This is a genomic window from Streptomyces sp. R21 (genome assembly GCF_041051975.1).
Lineage (GTDB): Bacteria > Actinomycetota > Actinomycetes > Streptomycetales > Streptomycetaceae > Streptomyces.
In genome coordinates, this window is the sequence record NZ_CP163435.1 from 8,658,650 (window position 1) to 8,672,189 (window position 13,540).

The following is a 13,540-nucleotide window of genomic DNA, read 5'->3' on the forward strand; positions in this document are numbered from 1 at the left end:
ACGGTGGAGAGGAGAACCAGGTGAGCCTGGTGTTGACGACTGCTTCGGTTCCCGACGAGGACAAGGTCGGGTACTGGCGGGACGCGATGGGCAGGGCGCTGGTGCCGATGGCAGTCGTGCCGCGCGGCGACGGTCCGTTCGAGGGCCGGATCTCCACCGGCCGCCTCGGGTACCTCAGGGTCTCGACCATCGAGGCCGACGCCCAGCGCGCCAGCCGTACGCCGAAGCACATCGCCCGCTCCTCCGGGGCGTTCGTGGCGGTCGGCGTCCAGACGTCCGGCACGGCGACCCTCGTCCAGAACGGTCGCCGGGCGGTCGTGAGGGAGGGCGACCTGATGGTGTACGACACCTCGCGGCCCTACTCGCTCGACTACCCGGAGCGCTTCACGACCCGGGTGATCCACATGCCTCGCCGGGTGCTGGGCCTGTCGGACGAGGACATCCACCGGGTCACCGGCACCGCGATCGGGTCCACGGAGGGGTTCGGCGCGGTGCTGATGCCCTTCCTCGGCACGCTGGTCGCCTCGGCGCACTCGTACTCCCCGACCGTCGCGAGCGGTCTGGCCGCCAGCGTCGTCGACCTCTTCGCCACCCTGGTCGCCGACCGGACCCGGCACGGCGCCACGCCGGAGGAGAGCGGGCGCGGCCATCTCGTTCCGCGCATCCGCGAGCACATCGACCGCAACCTGGGCGATCCCGCACTGTCCCCGGAAGCCGTCGCGGCAGCGCACCACATCTCCGTGCGGTACCTGCACCGGATCTTCGAGAGCGAGGGCAGCACCGTCGGCCGGCTGATCCAGCGGCGCCGTCTTGAGGAGTGCGCCCGCGAACTGGCCCGCCCCAGCGGCACGGCACCCACCGTCTCGGCGGTCGCCCAGCGCTGGGGGTTCGTCAACCCCGCCCATTTCAGCCGAGTGTTCCGCGCCTCCTACGGCCTCTCTCCGCGCGAGTGGCGCAGCATGCGCCTTGCCGGGGGCGGGGGCGGCGACGCGGGGGGTCGTACGCCGTGAGAGGCCCCTCGTCGGCCAACCATCATCCTGTCCACGGTGCGCGCAGACGCGTCCAGCACCGCAACTGTCGCTCAGGCGCGCACCAGCGGCGTGTCGACCAGGTGCTCCGCGAGGAACCACGCCTGGAGCTCGCCGGTACGGATCACCTGCGAGACCAACAGGTCATTCGTGCCGTCGTCGCCCAACTCGGCGGCACGGGCGGCCGCGTCATGGGCCTGCGTGAGGATCGCCTCGTGGGCGTGGAGGAGCCGCGAGAGCATCGCCGGGACCTCCTCCACGCCGTCCGGCGGGCGCGGGATCGAGGTGATCTCGGCGACGTGCCGGGGATCCCCCACGGAGACCCCGCCCAGGGTCTGGACCCGCTCGGCGATCGTGTCGACGAGCTCCAGCTGCTCGCCCGCGTGCTTGTCGAGGAGCAGGTGGAGTGGGTAGAAGGTCGCGCCGCGCATGTTCCAGTGGTGCTTCTTGTAGAGGCCGTAGAGGATCTGCGTGTCCGCGAGGACCTGGTTCAGCCGCTGGCAGGAGTACATGCGCGCGTCGTACGACAGCCCGAGCGGGAACTGCTTGACGGTCCCGAACTCCTGGATGACCGCGCCCTTCTGATGCACCCAGGGCTGGCTGCTGGTGGGCTGGGACGTGGTGGTCATGGCGTGCCTCCTGCGATGCCGTGCGGGTGTACGCCGGTGACGGTAGGCGCGGCCGGCGGGGGCGAATTGCCGCGTAGCGCATGGGATGGCGCCCGTGAGCGCACCAGACGCAGCGGACGCACCGGGTGGTGCGGCGACCGCCGGCCGGCGGTGCGCTCTCGGTCGGACATCCGTGCGCTGAGGGACTCGTCGCGTCGTCCCGCCGCCCTAGCCTCGGTGCCCGACGGCTCGTCGGACAGTCGTACGGGCAGGGCGTCGGACAGTCGTACGGGCAGGGAAAGGAGACATGGGCATGGAAGAACAGGCGGATGTGGTCGTCGTCGGTCTCGGGCCGGGCGGCGAGTACGCCGCGGGCACGCTGGCCGAGGCCGGGCTGGACGTGGTCGGTGTGGAGGCGGAGCTCGTCGGGGGCGAGTGCCCGTACTGGGGGTGCGTGCCCAGCAAGATGATGATCCGGGCCGGGAATCTGCTGGCCGAGGCGCGACGCGTGCCCGCCCTCGCGGGGGGCGCGGACGTGACGCCGGACTGGACCCGGGTCGCCGAGCGCATCCGCGAGCAGGCCACCGACGACTGGAACGACCAGGTGGCGGCCGACCGCCTCACGGCCAAGGGCGGTCGGCTGGTCCGCGGCAGGGGCAGGCTCAGCGGCCCGCGGCGTGTGATGGTCGGTGAGCGCACCATCGAGGCCCGCCGGGGTGTCGTGCTGGCCACGGCAGCCGGCCGCGGATTCCGCCGGTGCCAGGGCTCGCCGGGACGCCGTACTGGACCAACCGGGATGCCATGGCCGCCAAGGAACTGCCGACGTCCATGGTCGTCCTCGGCGGCGGCGCGATCGGCGTGGAAGTCGCCCAGGTCTTCGCCCGCTTCACGTGCCGGGTCACCGTGGTCGAGGGACAGGAGCGGTTGCTGTCCCAGGAGGAGCCGGAGGCGGGGGAGCTGGCCGCGCAGGCGCTGCGGGCCGACGGTGTGACCGTCCTGACCGGGGCGCGGGCCCGGCAAGTGAGCCATGACGGGGCCGAGTTCACCGTGCTGCTCGACGGCGTGGCAGAGCCCGTACGCGCGGAGCGGCTGCTCGTCGCGACCGGACGGCAGGTCGAACTCGGCGCACTGGGCGTCGAGTCGGTCGGACTCGATCCGACGGCCGGAGCCGTGCGCACGGACGGGCAGATGCGGGCGGCGGAAGGCCTGTGGGCCGTCGGAGACATCACCGGCCGCGGTGCCTTCACCCATGTGTCGATGTACCAGGCCCAGATCGCCGTAAGGGACGTGCTCGGAAGTCCTGGTCCCGACGCGGACTACCGGGCGCTGCCCCGCGTCACCTTCACCGATCCCGAGATCGCGGCCGTCGGACTCACCGAGCGACAGGCCCGCGACCAGGGACTGCGCGTGCGTACGGCGCTGGTGCCCAACGCCGACGCCACCCGCGGCTGGATCCATGGACCGGGTGGCGAGGGCTTCCTCAAGCTGGTCGAGGACGCCGACCGGGGCGTCCTGGTGGGCGCGACCTCGGCGGGACCGGCCGGAGGCGAGCTGCTGTACGGGCTGAACGTGGCCGTCCACGCGGAGGTTCCCGTCGAACGCCTACGGCACATGATCTACACGTATCCGACGTTTCACCGGGCCGTCGAACCGGCGCTGGCGGCCCTTCGTTGACCGCCTCGCGCCGATGCACCCCGCCTCGACGCGTCACGGGCCGCCGGCCGTGAGCCGGGTGGTGACGCGGTCCAGGTCGAGGTGGTGGTGCTCGGTGCCGGGCGCCACCATCACGTCGGTCCGCCGCAGGAAAGCGGTGACCGCGGACGCCCGGACCTCCAGGGTGGCCGCGGCGCCGTCCCGTGTCCTGAGCAGGATGCGGACTGTGTCCGAAGGCGAGGGGTGCCCTGCGGCGGAGTGGCGCCGTGGCGTCACCTGTACGTCCCCGATGCCCGCGGGCCGGCGAAGCCCCTCTGCGAGGAGGGACCGGGCGAACACCCAGTCGACGGAGGCGGTCGTGGGCGCTCCGAGGGCCAGGCACACGGCGTACGGGTCGCTCCGCTCGTACCGGAACTCGGCGGGCAGCGGTATCGGCGGTCGGCCGGCGGCGGTGACGTCGATCTCCAGCGGAAAGGAGATCGAGTGTTCACCCGCCGCATCGGCGAGAGGCTGTATCACGAGGCCCCCTGTCAGCGGTTGTTCTTGTGGTTCCTGTGGTTCGGTTCGTCGGCCGGGCTTTTGTGGGGGAGGGGTGGTGCCGATGACCGTACGGCCAGCGCGTGGGGGCGTGTTGCCGAGGGACGCACGGAGTGTTGCCCAAAGAGGAACCGGCTCATGCACGCCGGCGACACGTCGGCCGGATGAAGAGCAGGCGAGTGCGGCCGGCGGGCGCGGCCTCAGCGGTCGGCTCGTACCGGATGCTTGCTCATGATCGAGACCCGGTTGAAGGCGTTGATGGTGACCGCGACCCAGATCACCGCGGAGATCTGGTCGTCGGTCAGGACGTCCCCGGCTGCCGTGCAGGCGGCGTCCTGCGCGGCCGTGTCGGACGGTGCGGTCGTCGCCTCGGCCAGGGTGAGGGCCGCTCGTTCCGTGGGGGTGAACAGCTCGGTGTCCCGCCAGGCCGCCAGTACGCCCAGCCGCCGTGTGGTCTCGCCGGCCCGCAGGGCGGCGCGGGTGTGCACGTCGAGGCAGTACGCGCAGCCGTTGATCTGCGAGACACGGAGGTTGACCAGTTCCACCAGGGTCCGGTCGAGCCCCGCGTCGGCGGCGGCCGCACGCACGGCTTCGGACGTCTGTACGAGTGCGTGGTAGGCCTTGGGGCTCTGCTTGTCTATGAAGATCCGCTGACGCTGACTCGCGGACCCCGGCGTCGAGCTGTTCAACCTGGGACTCCTTCGGTGCCGACATCGTCCTATGATCAGGACCAAGTTGTTTAATATGAAACTATCATGGGTGCAAGAGGTGGAAGAGGTGGTCCCATGAGCAATGTGGAAGCAGCACCCGTCGAGACGCGCTGCGGATCCGTGGTGGACGGCGGAGAGCCGGGGAGGCCCGCGCGGTCGGCGCACGTCGACGTCCTCACCCCACGCGACGTACCGCTGGGCGGCCCGCGAGCGATGACCGTACGCCGCACGCTCCCGCAGCGCGCACGAACCCTGATCGGCGCCTGGTGCTTCGCGGACCACTACGGCCCCGACGACGTCACCCGCACCGGCGGCATGGACGTCGCCCCGCACCCGCACACCGGCCTGCAGACGGTCAGCTGGCTGTTCAGCGGCGAGATCGAGCACCGCGACAGCCTCGGCAGCCATGCGTACGTACGGCCCGGCGAGCTGAACCTCATGACCGGCGGGCACGGCATCAGCCACACGGAGGTCTCCACCCCGCGCACCACCGTCCTGCACGGCGTCCAGCTCTGGGTGGCCCTGCCCGGTGAACACCGGGGCGCCGCACGGGACTTCCAGCACCATGTGCCCACGCCGGTGCGGCTCGACGGGGCCGAGGTCAGGGTCTTCCTGGGCGCCCTCGCCGGAGACACCTCACCGGTGCGGACGTTCACGCCGCTGCTCGGCGCCGAGATCACCATGGAGCCGCACACGGCGCTCACGCTCGCCGTCGACCCCGGCTTCGAGCACGGCGTCCTCGTCGACCACGGGGACGTGAGGGTCGCCGAAACCCCGCTGCACCCTGCGGAGTTGGGCTACGTCCACCCCGGAACCGACAGCCTCACGCTCGTCAACGAGTCGGACGACGCGGCCCGGCTGGTCCTGCTCGGCGGCCCTTGCTTCGAGGAGGAGATCGTCATGTGGTGGAACTTCATCGGCCGCAGCCACGAGGACATCGTCCGGGCGAGGGCGGACTGGGAGAACGCCTCCGACCGCTTCGGAGCCGTCGAGGGGTATCCCGGCGACCGCCTTCCCGCCCCCGCCCTGCCGAACGCCACCATCGCGCCGCGCAAGAACCCGACGGGCCACTGAAACCCCCACCCGCTGAAACCCCCCTCCACTGGCCCCCTTTCGAAAGGAACCCGATGAGCCAGCCCACCACCGCCCCCGTCGTGCAGCGCAACGACGACCGCAACCGCTACGAGATCCTCGTCGACGGCAAGCGCGCCGGCCTGACCGCGTACCGCGACAACGGTGACCAACGCGTCTTCTTCCACACGGAGATCGACGACGCCTACGCCGGACAGGGCCTCGCCGCGCAGCTCGTCCAGTACGCGCTCACCGACGTGCGCGCCCTGGGCAAGAGGATCGTGCCGGTGTGCCCGTACGTGGCCAAGTTCCTCAAGAAGCACGACGAGTTCACCGACATCACCGACCCCGTCACCCCGGAGGTCCTGCGGTGGCTGGAGGGCGAACTGGGCTGAGCGGTTGTGCACTGCGGGACCAGTAGCGGTGCACTCGCGGGCAATGAGGACCCGTGCAACGGTTTTAGCGTGCTGGGTAACGGTCCGAAGCACTCTGCGCCTGTTCAGGCCGGTTGCGCCGGGAGGGCCGGTACATCGATGAGACCTCTGGAGATGCACATGTCCGACGCCGTCAAGCCGGCCCCGCCGGTTCTGGAGCCCGCGGCCGCCGCGTTCGCGGAGGCGACCGCCAACCCGCCGTACCTGTTCGACCTGGCCCCGGCGGAGGGCCGCAAGGCGGTCGACGAGGTGCAGTCCGGCGACATCGTCAAGCCCGCGGTCGACGAGGAGTGGATCACCGTGTCGGGCGGCCCGACCGGCAGCGTCCGGGCCCGTATCGTCAAGCCCGCCGGCGCCGAGGGCACCCTGCCGGTGATCCTCTACATCCACGGCGCGGGCTGGGTGTTCGGCAACGCCCACACCCACGACCGCCTGGTGCGCGAACTCGCCGTCGGCGCCAACGCGGCCGTGGTCTTCCCCGAGTACGATCTCTCGCCCGAGGCCCGCTACCCGGTAGCCATCGAGCAGAACTACGCGGTCGCCCAATGGGTGGTCCAGCAGGGCGCGACCAAGAATCTGGACGGGGTGCGGCTCGCCGTCGTCGGGGACTCGGTGGGCGGCAACATGAGCGCCGCGCTGACCCTGATGGCCAAGGAGCGCGGTGATGTCCCGCTGGTGCAGCAGGTGCTGTTCTACCCGGTCACCGACGCGAACTTCGACACCGGCTCCTACCAGCAGTTCGCCACCGGCTACTTCCTGCGCCGCGACGGCATGCAGTGGTTCTGGGACCAGTACACGACCGACGAGGCGGACCGCGCGCAGATCACCGCCTCCCCGTTGCGGGCCACCACCGAGCAGCTCACCGGGCTGCCCCCGGCCCTGGTCATCACTGGCGAGGCGGACGTGCTGCGCGACGAGGGCGAGGCGTACGCCAACAAGCTGCGCGAGGCCGGCGTCCCGGTCACCGCGGTGCGCTTCCAGGGCATCATCCACGACTTCGTGATGCTCAACGCGCTGCGCGAGACCCACGCCGCCGAAGCGGCCATCACGCTCGCCACCGGCACCCTGCACGCCGCCCTGCACACCGCCTGAACTCGGAGTACGTGAACATGACCACTTCCACGCCCACCGTCGTCCTCGTCCACGGCGCGTTCGCCGACGCCGCCAGCTGGTCCGGAGTCATCACCGAACTCCAGAGCCACGGCATCCCGGTGATAGCCCCGCCCAACCCGCTGCGCGGCCTCGCGGCCGACGCCGCCTACGTCGCCTCCGTGGCCTCCCAGATCGAGGGCCCCGTCGTACTGGTGGGCCACTCCTACGGCGGCGCGCTGATCACCGTGGCCGGCACCACGGAGAACGTCGTCGGCCTCGTCTACGTGGCCGCCTACGTCCTCGAAGAGGGCGAGAGCCTCGGCGAGCTCCAGGGCCGCTTCCCCGACTCGCCGCTGGTCAGCAGCCTGAAGCAGTGGACGTACCCCGTCGCGGACGGTGACCCCGCCGCCGAGGTCACCATCACCGCGGAGGCCTTCCCGTCCGTCTTCGCCGCCGATGTGCCCGCCGACGTCACGAAGGTCCTGGCGGTGGCTCAGCGCCCGCTCGCGGCCGGTGCCTTCACGGAGACGGCCTCCGCCGCCGCGTGGAAGACCAAGCCGTCCTGGGCCCTGGTGGCCGGCGCGGACCAGGCGATCAACCCGGAGGTCGAGCGGTTCGGCGCCAAGCGCGCCGGGGCGACCATCGTCGAGTTCGAGGGCGCCTCGCACGCGGTCGCCGTCTCCCAGCCCGCGGCGGTCGCCGACCTGATCCGCGACGCGGTGCGCTCGGTGAGCTGACGTACGGACCGGTCGGCCGGTCCCGGGGTCCTACGGCGTGTCGCGGCCGGGGCCGACCGGGTGGGTGCGCGAGTCTCCTCGTGCCGAACTGCCCTCTGGCTCAAGGGAGCTGAGGCTATGATGTGCGTATGCATCGTTCGTCGTGTCTGAGCTGGTGGCGCTCCGGGTAGGAGCGGCCACCTCTCATGCATGACCGGGCCGTTCGGATGGACGGCCCTTTCGCGTCCCTGGGTGCAACCAGGAGTCGGGCCGTCCTGACGGTGAGACCGACCACCAGGAGACCTTGTGAACACCACCCCCCAGACCGTGAGCCCCGACGACTCCGCCTCGGCAACCTCCGCCGACGCGCTCGGGACATCCGCCGCGCAGGCCCGCAGCGCCGTGCTGGAAGAGCTGATCCGCAAGGATCCCGGACAGTTCCGGGTGCTGACCGGCGACCGCCCCACGGGCCGACTGCACCTGGGCCACTACTTCGGCACACTGCACAACCGCGTACGTCTTCAGAACCTCGGCGTGGAGATGTTCGTGATCATCGCGGACTACCAGGTCCTGACCGACCGCGATGTGGCGGACAACCTGACCGAGCACGTCGAGGAACTGGTCCTGGACTACCTCGCCATCGGCGTGGACCCGGCACGCACCACGATCTTCACGCACAGCGCCGTCCCCGCCCTCAACCAGCTGATGCTGCCCTTCCTCAGCCTCGTCTCCGTCGCCGAGCTCAACCGCAACCCCACGGTCAAGGACGAGATCGCCCACTCGCGCCAGTCCGCCGTCAGCGGACTGATGTTCACCTACCCCGTCCACCAGGCCGCCGACATCCTCTTCTGCAAGGGCAATCTGGTCCCGGTCGGCCAGGACCAGCTCCCGCACCTCGAGATCACCCGCACGATCGCCCGCCGCTTCAACGACCGCTACGGCAACGGCACCGCCGTCTTCCCGCAGCCCGATGCCCTGCTGTCGAGCGCACCGCTCCTGCTCGGCACGGACGGCACCAAGATGAGCAAGAGCCGAGGCAACGCCATCGTGCTGGCCGCCGACGCCGACGAGACCGCCCGCCTGGTCAAGGGCGCCAAGACGGACTCCGAACGCCACATCACGTACGACCCGGTCACGCGCCCCGAGGTGTCCTCCCTCCTCCTGCTGACGGCTCTGTGCCAGAACCGGACCCCCCAGCAGGTGGCCGACGACATCGGCTCCGCGGGAGCCGCCGCCCTGAAGAAGACCGTGACCGAGGCGGTCAACGAGTACCTGGCCCCGATCAGGGCCCGACGGGCCGAGTACGCGCAGGACCGCACCTTTCTCCGCCAGACACTGCGGGAAGGCAACGAGCGGGCGCGGGCGGTGGCCGATGCCACGCTCGCCGAGGTCCGTGCCGCCATGAACAGCCACTACTGAGGAGGACCTCCAGGCGTCCTCCAGGCGACCTCGAGAGTCTTTCGAGCATTTCGGCAGACCCTGTCAGGCATGAAGAATATGCCGTTCGGTGATCTTCCGGAGACCGTCCGCTTCGAAATCGAACCTGCCCGGCGTTGCTTCATCGAGGATGCCGTGAAGGAATACCAGGAATGTCTGGACAGCCGCAACGACGACGGAGTGCCAAGCCATCTGCCGCGTGCGTCGGGGCTGCTGTTCGGACATTCGGACGGTACCGAGATAACCATCAGCGACATCGAGTTCGCGCCGAATGTCCGCGACAGCGACGACAGCGTCATGTGTGAATTCGAAGGTGTCATCGCCCCGCAGTTCGGCGATGTGTACAAGAACCCGAAACGAGGGTTCTGGACGGACGAGAAGTTTGTCCTGCGCGCCATCCAGCGTCACTCCGCGAACGGTCTGGATCTGCTGGGGTCCATCCATTCACATCCGAACTGGCATGAGATCGGCCCGCCGCACGAGCGGCACCAGAAGCTGAGTGAGAGTCCGACGCGGATGGATGAATACCTTTTCCGTCAGTCGTCCTGGCCGGTGAACGTGATCTGCTACGTCTATCAGGACGACGGCGCTGTCGCTCATCGGCTGGCCGGCTGGAGGCCCGGGCCGGAGCAATGCAACAGGCTCGACCTGCGGATTCCGTCGGTGGTTCGAGACGAATTCAATGTGGAGGCGTGAAACATGGCCGATGTCAAACTCCCCGCAGCGTTCCACATGCTGGCCGGCGGGCGGAAGCAGCTGCCGGTCAAGGGCGACAGTGTCCGGGAGGTGCTGGTCGGTCTGGACCGCGACTGTCCCGGCGTCCTCGAGCGGCTCATGGACGGGGAAGGGTCGGTGAAGCGCTACGTCAATGTCTATCGGAATGACAGCGACATCAGGGAACTCGACGGCCTGGAAACGGCGGTGACGAACGACGACGTCATCTGGATCGTGCCGGCCGTGGCGGGTGGCAGCGGAGAACCACGGTCCTAGGAGGGGCGAGATGTCGGACATCATTCCCACCGAGTTCTTCACCAGCCCCGGGCCCTCTCCGCACGCGAACGCGGCGGAGCTCAGGTCCCGATGTCCCGTTCACCGCATCGATGTTCCCCCCGGCGCCCAGGCGTACGCGGTCCTCTCCAACAAGGTCGTCGAGGAGGCACTCGGCGACTCGCGCCTGTCCAAGCAGGTCGAGAACCTTCCCGCCGAGTTCCGGGACAAGGCCGTGGACAACAGCCTCCTCGTGGTCGGCAACCTGGGGTTCGCCGACCCGCCCAGGCACACCCGGCTGAAGGAGCCGATCCGCCGGGCGTTCCTGCCGGGCACGGTCGCGCGGCTCGCATCGCGCATCGACGACATCGTCAACGATCTCATCGACGCCTTCCCGGAGTCCGGTGAGATCGATCTGCTGAGTGCTTTCGCTCTTCCGCTGCCGCTCACCGTCATCTGCGAGTACCTCGGGATTCCGGTCGAGGACAGGCCGCTGTTCCAGGAGTGGAGTTACGTCCTCAGCCAGGGTCCGTGCACGGACGGGGAACTGAAGGCGGCGAGCGAGGAGTTCTCGGACTACTTCACCAAGCTGGTGGCCGAGCGTCGCACGGACCTGCGGGATGACCTGCTGAGCGCGATCATCAGGGCCCGGGACGAGGGCGTGTACAGCGAGCAGGAGCTGCTCTCGACGCTCCTCCTGCTGATCATCGCCGGGCACAAGACCGTCGCCAACATGATCGGCAACGGAACGGCACTGCTGCTCCGCCATCCCGAGCAACTGGACATGCTCCGCGCCGATCCCGCGCTGATTCCCCCGGCGATCGAGGAGATCCTCCGCTACGAGGGTTCGGCAGCCTGGGCCTCGCTGCGGATCGCGGGAGAGGACATGCAGCTCGGGGGAGTGGACATACCCAAGGGGAGCTTCGTACACCTGTCGCTGTCCAGTGCGGGTCACGATCCCGCGACGTACGACGATCCGGAGACCTTCGACGTCACCCGCTCACCGAACCGCCATCTGTCCTTCGGCCATGGTGCGCACTTCTGCATCGGCGCCCCGCTGGCCCGGCTCCAGGGACAGATCGCCTTCTCCACGCTGCTGCGCCGACTGCCGCAGTTGGCACTCGCGGTACCTCCGGAGGAGATTGCCTGGCTCTCCGACAGTTCGCTCAGCCGGGGCCTTGAGGCCCTTCCCCTGCGCGTGGGGGAGAGGTTGCCGCGATGACGGAATCAGGCGGCCCGGCCATCGCCGTGGCGGGCGCCGGCGCGGTAGGCACCTACTTCGGTGGCCGGCTCGCCGCTGCGGGGCACGATGTGCGATTCCTGGCTCGCGGTGAGAACCTCGCCGCGCTCAGGCGAGGGGGACTGCGCGTCACCAACGGCTCAAGTGGCTGGAGCGTGCCCAGGGTTCGGGCGTCCGACGACGCGCACGACCTCGGCCAGGTCGACTACGTGCTGCTCTGCGTCAAGACGTCGCAGTTGCCGGCGGCCGTCGACGCACTGGGCCCACTGCTCGGCGAGAACACCGCCGTCGTCACCGTGCAGAACGGAGTGGAGGCTCCTGAGCAGGTCGCCGCCGGGATCGGCCGCGCACGGGTACTCCCCGGCATGGCCCGAGTCGTCGCCACGGCGGTCGGTCCGGGCGAGGTGCGGCATGTGGGTCCCCCCGGTGCGCTGGGTTTCGCCGAGTGGGACAGCGCTGTGTCCGACCGGGTGGTTCGGCTGCGCACGGTGCTGCGTGACGCCTCGGTGACCGTGACGGAGCCGCGCGACATCTGGGCCGCGCTGTGGGCGAAGTTCCTGTTGGTGGTTCCGGTCGGCAGCCTTGGAGCCGTCACCGGCGGCGCGACCATCGGCGAACTCCGCTCACGGCCCGGTACCCGGAACATGCTGATCGCCGGCATGCGGGAAATACACGAGACCGGGATCAAGCTCGGGATCGAGCTGCCCGCGGACTGCGTCGACACGGCGACGGAGCTCATGGACCGTCAGTCGCCCGACGCCACCTCCTCGCTGCAACGGGACATCCTGGCGGGAGGGCCGTCGGAGCTCGAAGCGTGGACGGGGGCCGCCGTTCGCCTCGCCGGCCGCGCGGGCCTGACCGCGCCGGTCCACGAGATGCTCTACGAGCTGCTCGCCATGCGTGAAGCCACGGGGAGGCGCGGACGATGAACGTGAGATCCGCCGAACGCGGCACGCTGCGGGACATGACGGCCTACCGGGTCATGGAGTCGTCGTACACCGCAGGAAGCCCGCGCATCACCTTCGACCTCTCCAGCAACGAACTCGCTCATCCACCGCTGCCCACCGTGCTTGCCGGTGTCCAGGAATGCCTGCCACGGCTCGGCCGCTATCCCGACCCGACGGCACGGGAGTTGACCGAGGAGATCGCCGGGCATCTGTGCCTCTCCCCGGACGAGGTGGCCGTAGGTCCCGGAAGTGCGGGCGCGCTCCAGCAGGTCCTGCTCGCACTGTGCGGCGAGGGCGACGAAGTCGTCTACGCATGGCCGGGGTTCGACGCGTACCCGCTGCTGGTCGCCGTTTCCGGCGCCACCAGCGTCCGTGTGCCGCTGACCGAGTCCGGGGATCACGACCTCGACGAGATCCGTGCCCGGGTGGGTGCGCGGACCAGGGTGGTGATCCTTTGCTCGCCGCACAACCCGACGGGATCCGTCATCGACCAGGGAAAGTTGCACGGTTTCCTGCGTTCGTTGCCGGATCGGGTCATCGCGGTCGTCGACGAGGCCTACGTGGAGTTCGAGCGGGGCGGTGATCCTCCGGGTGTGCCGACGGTGCTGCGGGAGAACGGCAACGCCGTGATACTCCGCACCTTCTCCAAGGCGTACGGCCTGGCCGGCCTGCGGGTCGGTTATGCGGCCGGACCACGGCAGGTCATGGCCACCGTCCGCAAGACGGCCATACCTTTCGGGGTGACGCGCCTCGCTGAACGAGCCGCAATCCTGTCCTTGCGCAGTCCGGCCCAACTGCGGGACCGCATGGCGGCAGTGATCACGGCACGTGCGGAACTGACCGCCGGTCTCAGGGAATTGGGGCTGCCCGTCCTGCCCTCTCGAGGCAACTTCGTCTGGCTCCCGCTCACTTCGGCCGCCGAATCCTTCGCCCGGACCGCAGCCATGGCAGGGGTAAAGGTCCGAGCGTTTCCGGGGCACGGCGTGCGCATCACGGTCGGAGAGGCCGAAGCGCATCGAATCCTGCTGACCGCGCTCGGCCACAGGGATCGCGGAAACTGATTCTCACTCAAGGGTAGGC

The 13,540-nt window shown here is 69.7% G+C and carries 15 protein-coding genes and 1 pseudogene; 13 read left to right on the forward strand and 3 right to left on the reverse strand.

The genetic code is table 11. The features are described from left to right. Window positions 1-20: 20 nt before the first annotated feature. On the forward strand, window positions 21-1,010 hold the full coding sequence (locus AB5J56_RS38710; protein ID WP_369240075.1) for a helix-turn-helix domain-containing protein: 990 nt from the start codon (window positions 21-23) through the stop codon (window positions 1,008-1,010). Window positions 1,011-1,081: 71 nt separating this feature from the next. Here AB5J56_RS38710 and AB5J56_RS38715 read toward each other — a convergent pair whose 3' ends face one another. After that, window positions 1,082-1,657, reverse strand: a complete 576-nt coding sequence (locus tag AB5J56_RS38715; protein ID WP_369240077.1) for a Dps family protein — start codon at window positions 1,655-1,657, stop codon at window positions 1,082-1,084. A gap of 292 nt (window positions 1,658-1,949) precedes the next feature. Here AB5J56_RS38715 and AB5J56_RS38720 point away from each other — a divergent pair. Together AB5J56_RS38720 and AB5J56_RS38725 are read left to right on the forward strand one after the other, a co-directional pair. Beyond that, window positions 1,950-2,845, forward strand: a pseudogene (locus AB5J56_RS38720) (FAD-dependent oxidoreductase); the annotation flags it as partial. Between the two features lie 48 nt (window positions 2,846-2,893). After that, window positions 2,894-3,310: a hypothetical protein gene (locus tag AB5J56_RS38725; RefSeq protein WP_369243042.1), complete on the forward strand. Its 417-nt coding sequence runs from the start codon at window positions 2,894-2,896 to the stop codon at window positions 3,308-3,310. A gap of 33 nt (window positions 3,311-3,343) precedes the next feature. Here AB5J56_RS38725 and AB5J56_RS38730 read toward each other — a convergent pair whose 3' ends face one another. Both AB5J56_RS38730 and AB5J56_RS38735 read right to left on the reverse strand, forming a co-directional pair. After that, window positions 3,344-3,808 carry an SsgA family sporulation/cell division regulator gene (locus tag AB5J56_RS38730; protein ID WP_369240079.1) on the reverse strand — a complete coding sequence of 155 codons (465 nt, stop codon included), beginning with the start codon at window positions 3,806-3,808 and terminating at the stop codon, window positions 3,344-3,346. A 218-nt stretch (window positions 3,809-4,026) separates the two neighbouring features. After that, window positions 4,027-4,515 (reverse strand): carboxymuconolactone decarboxylase family protein, encoded by a 489-nt coding sequence (locus AB5J56_RS38735; protein WP_369240081.1) that lies wholly within the window; start codon window positions 4,513-4,515, stop codon window positions 4,027-4,029. A 96-nt stretch (window positions 4,516-4,611) separates the two neighbouring features. Here AB5J56_RS38735 and AB5J56_RS38740 point away from each other — a divergent pair, with 96 nt between their 5' ends. The 10 genes from AB5J56_RS38740 (at window position 4,612) to AB5J56_RS38785 (ending at window position 13,521) form a co-directional block, all read left to right on the forward strand. Then, window positions 4,612-5,610: a pirin family protein gene (locus AB5J56_RS38740; RefSeq protein WP_369240083.1), complete on the forward strand. Its 999-nt coding sequence runs from the start codon at window positions 4,612-4,614 to the stop codon at window positions 5,608-5,610. A 53-nt stretch (window positions 5,611-5,663) separates the two neighbouring features. Next, a complete protein-coding gene (locus tag AB5J56_RS38745; RefSeq protein ID WP_369240085.1) occupies window positions 5,664-6,002 on the forward strand; it encodes a GNAT family N-acetyltransferase in 339 nt (112 codons plus the stop codon). A 159-nt stretch (window positions 6,003-6,161) separates the two neighbouring features. Then, entirely contained in the window at window positions 6,162-7,133 is a 972-nt protein-coding gene (locus AB5J56_RS38750) for an alpha/beta hydrolase (protein WP_369240087.1), read from the forward strand. A 17-nt stretch (window positions 7,134-7,150) separates the two neighbouring features. Beyond that, on the forward strand, window positions 7,151-7,870 hold the full coding sequence (locus tag AB5J56_RS38755) for an alpha/beta fold hydrolase (protein ID WP_369240089.1): 720 nt from the start codon (window positions 7,151-7,153) through the stop codon (window positions 7,868-7,870). Between the two features lie 285 nt (window positions 7,871-8,155). Continuing rightward, window positions 8,156-9,268 (forward strand): tryptophan--tRNA ligase, encoded by a 1,113-nt coding sequence (gene trpS, locus AB5J56_RS38760; RefSeq protein ID WP_369240091.1) that lies wholly within the window; start codon window positions 8,156-8,158, stop codon window positions 9,266-9,268. Between the two features lie 69 nt (window positions 9,269-9,337). After that, on the forward strand, window positions 9,338-9,982 hold the full coding sequence (locus tag AB5J56_RS38765; protein ID WP_369240093.1) for a hypothetical protein: 645 nt from the start codon (window positions 9,338-9,340) through the stop codon (window positions 9,980-9,982). Between the two features lie 3 nt (window positions 9,983-9,985). Then, on the forward strand, window positions 9,986-10,276 hold the full coding sequence (locus AB5J56_RS38770; protein ID WP_369240095.1) for a MoaD/ThiS family protein: 291 nt from the start codon (window positions 9,986-9,988) through the stop codon (window positions 10,274-10,276). 10 nt (window positions 10,277-10,286) lie between these two features. Next, window positions 10,287-11,495 carry a cytochrome P450 gene (locus AB5J56_RS38775; RefSeq protein WP_369240097.1) on the forward strand — a complete coding sequence of 403 codons (1,209 nt, stop codon included), beginning with the start codon at window positions 10,287-10,289 and terminating at the stop codon, window positions 11,493-11,495. Beyond that, window positions 11,492-12,442 (forward strand): 2-dehydropantoate 2-reductase, encoded by a 951-nt coding sequence (locus AB5J56_RS38780; RefSeq protein ID WP_369240099.1) that lies wholly within the window; start codon window positions 11,492-11,494, stop codon window positions 12,440-12,442. Before AB5J56_RS38775 ends, AB5J56_RS38780 begins: the two co-directional genes overlap by 4 nt. Further along, window positions 12,439-13,521: a histidinol-phosphate transaminase gene (locus AB5J56_RS38785; RefSeq protein WP_369240101.1), complete on the forward strand. Its 1,083-nt coding sequence runs from the start codon at window positions 12,439-12,441 to the stop codon at window positions 13,519-13,521. Before AB5J56_RS38780 ends, AB5J56_RS38785 begins: the two co-directional genes overlap by 4 nt. Window positions 13,522-13,540 lie beyond the last annotated feature (19 nt).

Bases quoted from the DNA above. Each gene is read 5' to 3' on its own strand.
- AB5J56_RS38745 (WP_369240085.1), top strand. From the start codon at position 5,664: ATGAGCCAGCCCACCACCGCCCCCGTCGTGCAGCGCAACGACGACCGC.
- AB5J56_RS38750 (WP_369240087.1), top strand. From the start codon at position 6,162: ATGTCCGACGCCGTCAAGCCGGCCCCGCCGGTTCTGGAGCCCGCGGCC.
- AB5J56_RS38755 (WP_369240089.1), top strand. From the start codon at position 7,151: ATGACCACTTCCACGCCCACCGTCGTCCTCGTCCACGGCGCGTTCGCC.
- AB5J56_RS38725 (WP_369243042.1), top strand. From the start codon at position 2,894: ATGTACCAGGCCCAGATCGCCGTAAGGGACGTGCTCGGAAGTCCTGGT.
- AB5J56_RS38740 (WP_369240083.1), top strand. From the start codon at position 4,612: ATGAGCAATGTGGAAGCAGCACCCGTCGAGACGCGCTGCGGATCCGTG.
- AB5J56_RS38785 (WP_369240101.1), top strand. From the start codon at position 12,439: ATGAACGTGAGATCCGCCGAACGCGGCACGCTGCGGGACATGACGGCC.
- AB5J56_RS38770 (WP_369240095.1), top strand. From the start codon at position 9,986: ATGGCCGATGTCAAACTCCCCGCAGCGTTCCACATGCTGGCCGGCGGG.
- AB5J56_RS38715 (WP_369240077.1), bottom strand. From the start codon at position 1,657: ATGACCACCACGTCCCAGCCCACCAGCAGCCAGCCCTGGGTGCATCAG.
- AB5J56_RS38775 (WP_369240097.1), top strand. From the start codon at position 10,287: ATGTCGGACATCATTCCCACCGAGTTCTTCACCAGCCCCGGGCCCTCT.
- AB5J56_RS38765 (WP_369240093.1), top strand. From the start codon at position 9,338: ATGAAGAATATGCCGTTCGGTGATCTTCCGGAGACCGTCCGCTTCGAA.
- AB5J56_RS38780 (WP_369240099.1), top strand. From the start codon at position 11,492: ATGACGGAATCAGGCGGCCCGGCCATCGCCGTGGCGGGCGCCGGCGCG.